Source organism: Pseudomonas sp. YuFO8, from assembly GCF_035065025.1.
Classification (GTDB): Bacteria; Pseudomonadota; Gammaproteobacteria; order Pseudomonadales; family Pseudomonadaceae; genus Aquipseudomonas; species Aquipseudomonas putida_AE.
In genome coordinates this window covers 247,339-254,392 of sequence record NZ_JAXDEQ010000004.1, presented here as the reverse complement: position 1 = coordinate 254,392, position 7,054 = coordinate 247,339, and the positions used below count along the sequence as shown (strand labels likewise).

Below are 7,054 nucleotides of genomic sequence, written 5' to 3'. Positions count from 1 at the left end.
CCTCGCTGCCGTTGGCTGTTTAGACTGCCACCGTGGCGCATTGACGCCTCGGCTGGGGCGAGTCCATCCAATTACAATGGATCGCGTCGGTCATCTGCAGGAGCTGGCTTGCCAGCGATGGCGGCCTTACGTATCGCCTACTAAACGATTGGGTGGCGGCTGTACGCAGGTTAGTAGGCCGGTCAATAGGAAAACCGGTGCACCCGAAGGTGCCACGCACAGCCACCATATTCCGCATGCGGCAAAGTGCCGACATGAGCATGGAAACGCTATGCGCCTATTGTTCCGGGCTACTAAACCCGATCACTGATGAGCAGTGACGGACCGAGACTAACCACGGAATTTGGCAGGCGCAAGCGAGCGGAATAATCTAGGAAACGTCCTGCAAAGGAAAGGGATTTAGCCTTCAGAATTGCCGATTTTCTTGTACGAAATATCGCCAAGATCGCAGCCTTCGGCAGCTCCTACAGGGTGTACACATTCCCTGTAGGAGCTGCCGAAGGCTGCGATCCTTTGATCTTGATCTAGCGTTTGTTCAACCCCCGAGCCAACCTATCCCCACCCAACTGAATCACCGCCACCAACGCCACCAGCAACACAATCACCGTCAGCATGATCTGACTGTCAAAGCGCTGATACCCATACCGGTACGCAATATCCCCCAAGCCACCCGCCCCAATCGCCCCGGCCATGGCCGATGAGTTGATCATCGTCACCAGCGTGATGGTGAAGCCCCCGACTATCCCCGGCAGCGCCTCAGGCAACAGCACATGCCAGACGATATGCCCACGTCGGCAGCCCATGGCCTGCGCCGCTTCGATCAAACCATGATCGACCTCGCGCAGGCTGACCTCGGCGATGCGTGCAAAGAACGGCGTGGCAGCGATGGTCAACGGCACCACGGCCGCCCACACGCCATAGGTGGTACCGACGATCAACCGGGTGAACGGAATCAGCGCCACCATCAGGATCAGGAACGGAATCGAGCGGAACAGGTTCACGAAGGCACCCAGTGCGCGGTTCAGCGCCGGGGCTTCGTAGATGCCGCCCTTGGAGCTGGTGACCAGGACTACCGCCAGCGGAATCCCCGCCAGCAGTGCGATCAACGACGACACGCCAACCATCAGGAAGGTGTCGATGAAGCCTTGCAGCAAGCGATCAAACCACATAACCCAGTACCTCCACCTGTTGCGCCCATTGGCCGGCGCGTTGACGCAATGCGTCGGCGCCCAGAGGCGAGCCGGTCACCGCCAGCAGCAGTTGCCCCAGCGCGTGCCCCTGAATCCGTTCCACACCGCCCTGCAACAGACGCACGCGGCCACCGAGTGCAGCGAACAGCGCGGCAAGGTCTGGTTCGGCATGGGCCGTTCCGGTGAATTGCAGGCGCAGCACCACGGCATCCTCCGAAGACTGCGCTTGTTGATGCAGGCGGCTTTGCAGCTCGGGCGGCAGGGCGTGTTGCAGTGGCGCGAGCAGGGTCTTGCTGACCTCATGCTGAGGGTTGCCGAAGACTTCCCAGACCGGGCCTTGCTCGACGATTTGTCCATGTTCCAGGACCACCACGCGATCGCAGATCTCGCGGATCACCGCCATTTCGTGGGTGATCAGGATGATGGTCAGGCCCAGGCGCTGATTGATCTCACCCAGCAGGCCGAGGATCGATTGGGTGGTCTCCGGGTCCAGTGCCGAAGTGGCTTCGTCGCACAGCAAAATCGCCGGGTCATGCACCAGCGCGCGGGCGATGCCGACGCGCTGTTTCTGCCCGCCGGAAAGCTGCGCCGGGTAAGCCTTGTGTTTGCCCTGCAGGCCGACCAGTTCCAGCAGTTCACGCACCTTCTGCTCGCGTTTTTCCTTCGGCACTCCGGCGACTTTCAGCGGCAACTCGACGTTCTGCCAGACGGTCTTGGCCGACATCAGGTTGAAGTGCTGGAAGATCATGCCGATGCGCCGACGCAGCGCCACCAGGCGGTCTTCGTCGAACTCGCCAATGTCCACCTGATCGATCAGCACGCGACCCGAGGTCGGTTGTTCGAGGCGGTTGATGGTGCGGATCAGCGACGACTTGCCGGCGCCGCTGCGGCCGATGATGCCGAACACCTCACCGCGCTGAATCGCCAGGTCGATGCCTTGCAGCGCCGCCACCGGTCCTTGCTTGCCGTCGTAGGTCTTACCCAGGCCGATGAAGCGCACGTGGGCCCGATTGAGCGCCGGGTGCAGTTCGGTCTGGTCAGCATTCTTGAGCGCTGGAATGTCCAGTCGCCGTTGCGTGGCTGCCGTCATGCTCAGCTCTCCCAGCCGGCTTGGTAGAGCTTGCCGTGGGCTTTATCCAGGGCTGCGCGAACGGCCGGCGAGTGTTGGTAGATGTCGACGAACTTGATCAGGCGCGGGTCGGTTTTGCTTTTCGGCTGGATCACGAACTGGATCACGTATTCCTTGTGGTCGAGGCCGTCGAACAGCAGGGCGGAGCCGGCGTCGAAGGTTTTCGCCAGGCGGATGTAGGCCGGGTAGCCCTGTACCAGATCAGCGTCGTCATAGGCGCGCACCAGTTGCACGGCTTCGACCTGCAGGATCTTGATGTTCTTCGGGTTGGCGATGATGTCTTCTTCGGTGGCCTTGTAGCCGACACCCGGTTTGAGCGTGATCAAGCCGGCCTTGGCCAACAGCTGCAAGCCTCGGCCGCTGTTGATCGGGTCGTTGGCGATGGCCACGCTGGCGCCTTGCGGCAGCTCGTCGAAGCTTTTGTATTTCTTCGAGTAGAGGCCGACGTTGTTGATGATCCCCGGGGCGAAGGGCACCAGGTCAAAGCCGGAGGCGTTCCTCGCGTTTTCCAGGAAGGGGATGTGCTGGAAGTAGTTCACGTCGATGTCGCCGGCGGCGAGGCTGACGTTGGGCGCGATCCAGTCGGTGAACTCCACCAGTTCGACTTTCAAGCCTTGTTTGCCGGCTTCTTCTACTGCCGCTTCCAGGGGAATGGCGAAGGCGGCGGTGGTGCCGATTTTCAGTGGGGCGTCGGCGGCGAACACTGCGCAGCTGAACAGGCCGAGGGCCAGGGCCAGTGCTTTGACTGGGTGGTTCAGGAGTTTTTTTGTCATGGTAGTTTTCCAGTCAGTGCATGAGTTTTGTGTTGTCTGGTCAGGCCTCATCGCCAGCAGGCTGGCTCCCACAGTGGGAATGCATTCCAAATGTGGGAGCTAGCCTGCTGGCGATGCTTTTAGCGTCGGTAGGCAGAGCCGGTATGCTGGCCAGGCAAATGCGCCTCGCCATGAAACAGCTTTTCGCGCAAGGACCCGTTGTCGTAGGCGGTCTTGTACGACCCGCGCCGTTGCAGCTCCGGAATCACCAGCTCAATGAAATCCACATAGCTTTCCGGCGTGACGATCCGCGTCAGGTTGAAACCGTCCAGCCCGGTTTCGGCGATCCACGATTCCAGCTCATCGGCCACTTGTTCAGGCGAGCCGACCACGGTGATGTAGCGTCCGCCGAGGGCGTGTTGGTCGAGCAATTTGCGTCGGGTCCAGTCGTTGTTCTGCAGGTTTTTGGTGGCGGACTGGATCGCGTTGCTCTTGACGTACTGGATCGGTTCGTCGATGGCGTACTCGGAAAAGTCGATCCCGGTGGAGGCCGAAAAATGCGCCACTCCCGCCTCGGCGCTGGCGTAGCCCAGGTATTCGGCGTGCTTGGCCCAAGCGAGTTCTTCAGTCGCGCCAACGATCACGTTCAAGCCCATGAACACCTTGATGTCCTCGGGATTGCGCCCGGCCTCGACGGCGCTGGCGCGGACCTTGTCCACCTGTACCTTGGTCGACGCCTTGGTCTGCCCGCTGATGAACACGCATTCGGCATGCCGCCCGGCGAACAGCAATCCGCGATCGGAACTGCCAGCCTGGAACAGCACCGGGGTGCGCTGCGGCGAGGGTTCGCACAGGTGATAACCCTCCACCTGATAGAACTCGCCCTTGTGCTCGACCTTGTGCACTTTTTCCGGTTGCGCGTAGATCCGTTGCTGCGCATCGTTGAGCACCGCGCCGTTTTCCCAGCTGCCTTCCCAGAGTTTGTAGAGCACTTGCAGGTATTCATCGGCCTGGTCGTAGCGGCGGTCATGCTCGACCTGTTCGCTCAGGCCCATGGCCTTGGCGGCGCTGTCGAGGTAGCCGGTGACGATGTTCCAGCCCACCCGACCGCGGCTCAGGTGATCCAGCGTGGACATGCGCCGGGCGAACAGGTACGGCGGTTCGTAGGTGAGGTTGGCAGTGAGGCCGAAGCCGAGGTTGCTGGTCACGGCAGCCATCGCCGAGACCAGCAGCAGCGGGTCGTTGACCGGCAGCTGGATCGACTCTTTGAGCGGCACATCCACCGAGTTCTGGTAGACGTCGTAGACGCCGACGATGTCGGCGATGAACAAGCCGTCGAACAACCCGCGCTCCAGCAGTTGCGCCAGTTCGGTCCAGTATTCGATCGTCTTGTACTGGGTCGAGGTGTCCCGTGGATGCGTCCACAGGCCATGGTTGATGTGCCCGATGCAGTTCATGTTGAACGCGTTGAGCAGGATCTTCTTTTTCGCGTCGGCCATCAGATGGTCCCCCGCAGCGGCGGGTTTTCATCGTTCAGGTAGTAATTGCCGACCGCGTGGTACTTCCAGCGCACCGGGTCGTGCAGTGTGTGCACCCGGGCATTGCGCCAGTGGCGATCCAGGCCGTGCTCGATCAGGGTGGCTTGGCTGCCGGCCAGTTCGAACAAGGTCGTGCCGGCGGCGAGGGAGATTTCGGTGCTGATCGCCCGGGCTTCGGCGACGGCAATCGACGCGGCGGCGACGCTTTCGGCATTGGTGTCGGACTGTGCCTTGTCGAGGAATTCCCCGGCGCGCTCCAGCAAGGCTTCGGTGGCGTGCAGGCGAATGCTCAAGTGGCCGAAGCTCTTGATGGTCAGCGGGTCGTCGGTGGCTTTTTCATGGGTGGCGTCGATCCACGGCCTGGTCTTGGTGCGCACGAAATGCAGCGCATCTTCATAGGCCGCGCGGGCGATGCCGGTGTCGATGGCGGCATGGAGAATCTGCGCCAGCGGGCCGACCGGGGTCGGGCGCTCGAACGCGCTTTGAAACGGGATCACGTCTTCGGCGGCAACAAAGACATCTTCGAACACCACTGAACCGCTGCCGGTGGTGCGCTGGCCGAAGCCGCTCCAGTCGTCGATCACGGTCAGGCCTTTACTGTCGCGCGGGACGATCGCCAGTTGCTGCACGCCGTTTTCATCGATCACGGAGGTCGGGATGCGCTGCGCGTAGATCGCGCCGGTGGCGTAGAACTTGCGACCGTTGATGCGATAGCCGTCACCATCGCGAGTCAGGCGGGTGACGCGGTCGTGGGCGGTTTTGGTACCCAGTTCGGCAAGGGCATTGCCGAATCGCTGACCGGCCAATACTTCAGCGTACAGACGTTTTTTCTGCTCTTCGTTGCCATTAACCCGCAGTACTTCGAGGGCGTAGAAATGGTTCTGCGGGATTTGCCCGAGGGAGCCATCCGCCTGGGCGATCAGGGCGATGACCTTGGCCAGGGTGACGTTGGAAACGCCGGCGCCGCCGTGTTCCTTGGGCACGCTGATGCCCCACAGGCCCGAGCGGGAAAACACTTCCAGTTCCGGGTGTGGCAAACGGCGTTCGCGGTCGCGCAGGGCGCTGTCGCGTTTGAAATCTTCGGCCAGGTCGCTGGCGACGATCAGGGCTTGCTCGTCGCTGGTGATGACCGCGACGTGTTGAGAAAGGGTCATGTGTTTCTCCAGATGTCTGGTCGTCAGATCCAGGAATGGCGAGCGGGCAAAGTGCCGTTCAGGTAATAGGCACCCACCGCGTGATATTTCCAGCGCACCGGGTCGTGCAGGGTGTGCACCCGGGCGTTGCGCCAGTGGCGGTCGAGGTTGAATTCGGCGAGGGTGGCGCGGCTGCCGGCCAGCTCGAAGAGCTTTTCGCTGGCCTGCAACGAGATCTCGGTGGTCAGCACTTTGGCTTCGGCCACGGCAATCGAGGCGCGGGCGGCAGACTCGGCGGTGAGCGGCGCGGCGCTCACCTGGTCGAGCACCTGCCCGGCCTTGCGCAGCAGTGCTTCGGCGGCGTGCAGTTCGATTTTCAGCTTGCCGATGTCGGCGATCACGTACAGGTCATCGCTGGCCCGTTCGACGTTGGCGTCGACCCATGGCCGGGCGCGGGTTTTGACGAATTCGATGGCGTCGTCGATGGCGCCACGGGCGATACCGGCGTCGATGGCGGCTTGAATCAGCTGCGAGACGGCGCCTTGGGTATTGGGTTTTTCATTGATCTTCCAGTTGTCCACCACCAGCTCGGCATCGACCCGCACGTTGTTGAGCAAAATGGTGCCGCTGGCGGTGGTGCGCTGGCCGAAACCGGACCAGTCATCGACGATGCGCAGCCCCGGCGTACCGCGACGGACGAAGGCCAGCACCTGCTTGCCGTCATCGTTGAGCGCCTTGACCGCGACCCAATGCGCGAACAGCGCGCCGGTGGAATAGAACTTCTGCCCGTTGAGGACAAACCCATCACCGTCGGCGGTAATGCGCGCCTTGAGTTCCAGGGTGTTTTTAGCACCGCGCTCCGGCCCGGTATTGCCGATTCGCCAGCCTTCCAGGACGCTCTTGAACAGCTGTTTTTTCTGCGCCTCGGTGGCGCTGCCGAGCACCAGGTTGAGAATGCCGAACTGGTTCTGCGGAATCTGTCCCAGGGCTGGGTCCGCCGCGGAAATGATCGCGAACACCTCGGCCAGGGTGACAAATGAAACCTGCGGGCCGCCGTACTCGCGGGGAATGGCGATGCTGCCCAGGCCGCTGCGGGTGAATTGTTCGATTTCCGACCACGGCAGCTTGCGCTGCTGGTCGCGCCGGGCAGCCTGCAGGCGAGCGACTTGCGCCAGCTCATGGGCGGCCTTGATGGCCTGGGCATCGTTGCGCAGCACGTGCGCGGGCAACAGCAAGGGGGCGATGTCCAGGTCACTCTGGACGATTGCATCAGCCAGACTGGACATCAGTGCCACTCCTTGGCTACACGCAA

At 62.0% G+C, this 7,054-nt stretch carries 6 protein-coding genes; all 6 read right to left on the bottom strand.

Annotation, left to right across the window (positions count from 1 at the left end):
- Window positions 1-524: 524 nt before the first annotated feature.
- The 6 genes from SOP95_RS06115 to SOP95_RS06090 all read right to left on the bottom strand — a co-directional run bounded on the left by SOP95_RS06115 (window position 525) and on the right by SOP95_RS06090 (window position 7,028).
- A complete protein-coding gene (locus tag SOP95_RS06115; RefSeq protein WP_323606558.1) occupies window positions 525-1,169 on the bottom strand; it encodes a methionine ABC transporter permease in 645 nt (214 codons plus the stop codon).
- Complete coding sequence (locus tag SOP95_RS06110; RefSeq protein WP_323606557.1) at window positions 1,159-2,280, bottom strand: methionine ABC transporter ATP-binding protein; 1,122 nt, start codon at window positions 2,278-2,280, stop codon at window positions 1,159-1,161. The genes SOP95_RS06115 and SOP95_RS06110 overlap by 11 nt, the downstream gene beginning before the upstream one ends.
- A 2-nt stretch (window positions 2,281-2,282) precedes the next feature.
- Entirely contained in the window at window positions 2,283-3,092 is an 810-nt protein-coding gene (locus SOP95_RS06105; RefSeq protein WP_323606556.1) for a MetQ/NlpA family ABC transporter substrate-binding protein, read from the bottom strand.
- Between the two features lie 119 nt (window positions 3,093-3,211).
- Window positions 3,212-4,570, bottom strand: coding sequence for an LLM class flavin-dependent oxidoreductase (locus SOP95_RS06100; RefSeq protein WP_323606555.1), 1,359 nt, complete (start codon window positions 4,568-4,570; stop codon window positions 3,212-3,214).
- The gene (locus SOP95_RS06095) at window positions 4,570-5,763 is read right to left on the bottom strand and encodes an SfnB family sulfur acquisition oxidoreductase (protein WP_323606554.1); all 1,194 of its coding nucleotides are present in this window, start codon (window positions 5,761-5,763) and stop codon (window positions 4,570-4,572) included. The genes SOP95_RS06100 and SOP95_RS06095 overlap by 1 nt, the downstream gene beginning before the upstream one ends.
- 23 nt (window positions 5,764-5,786) lie before the next feature.
- Window positions 5,787-7,028, bottom strand: coding sequence for an SfnB family sulfur acquisition oxidoreductase (locus SOP95_RS06090; protein ID WP_323606553.1), 1,242 nt, complete (start codon window positions 7,026-7,028; stop codon window positions 5,787-5,789).
- Window positions 7,029-7,054: the final 26 nt, after the last annotated feature.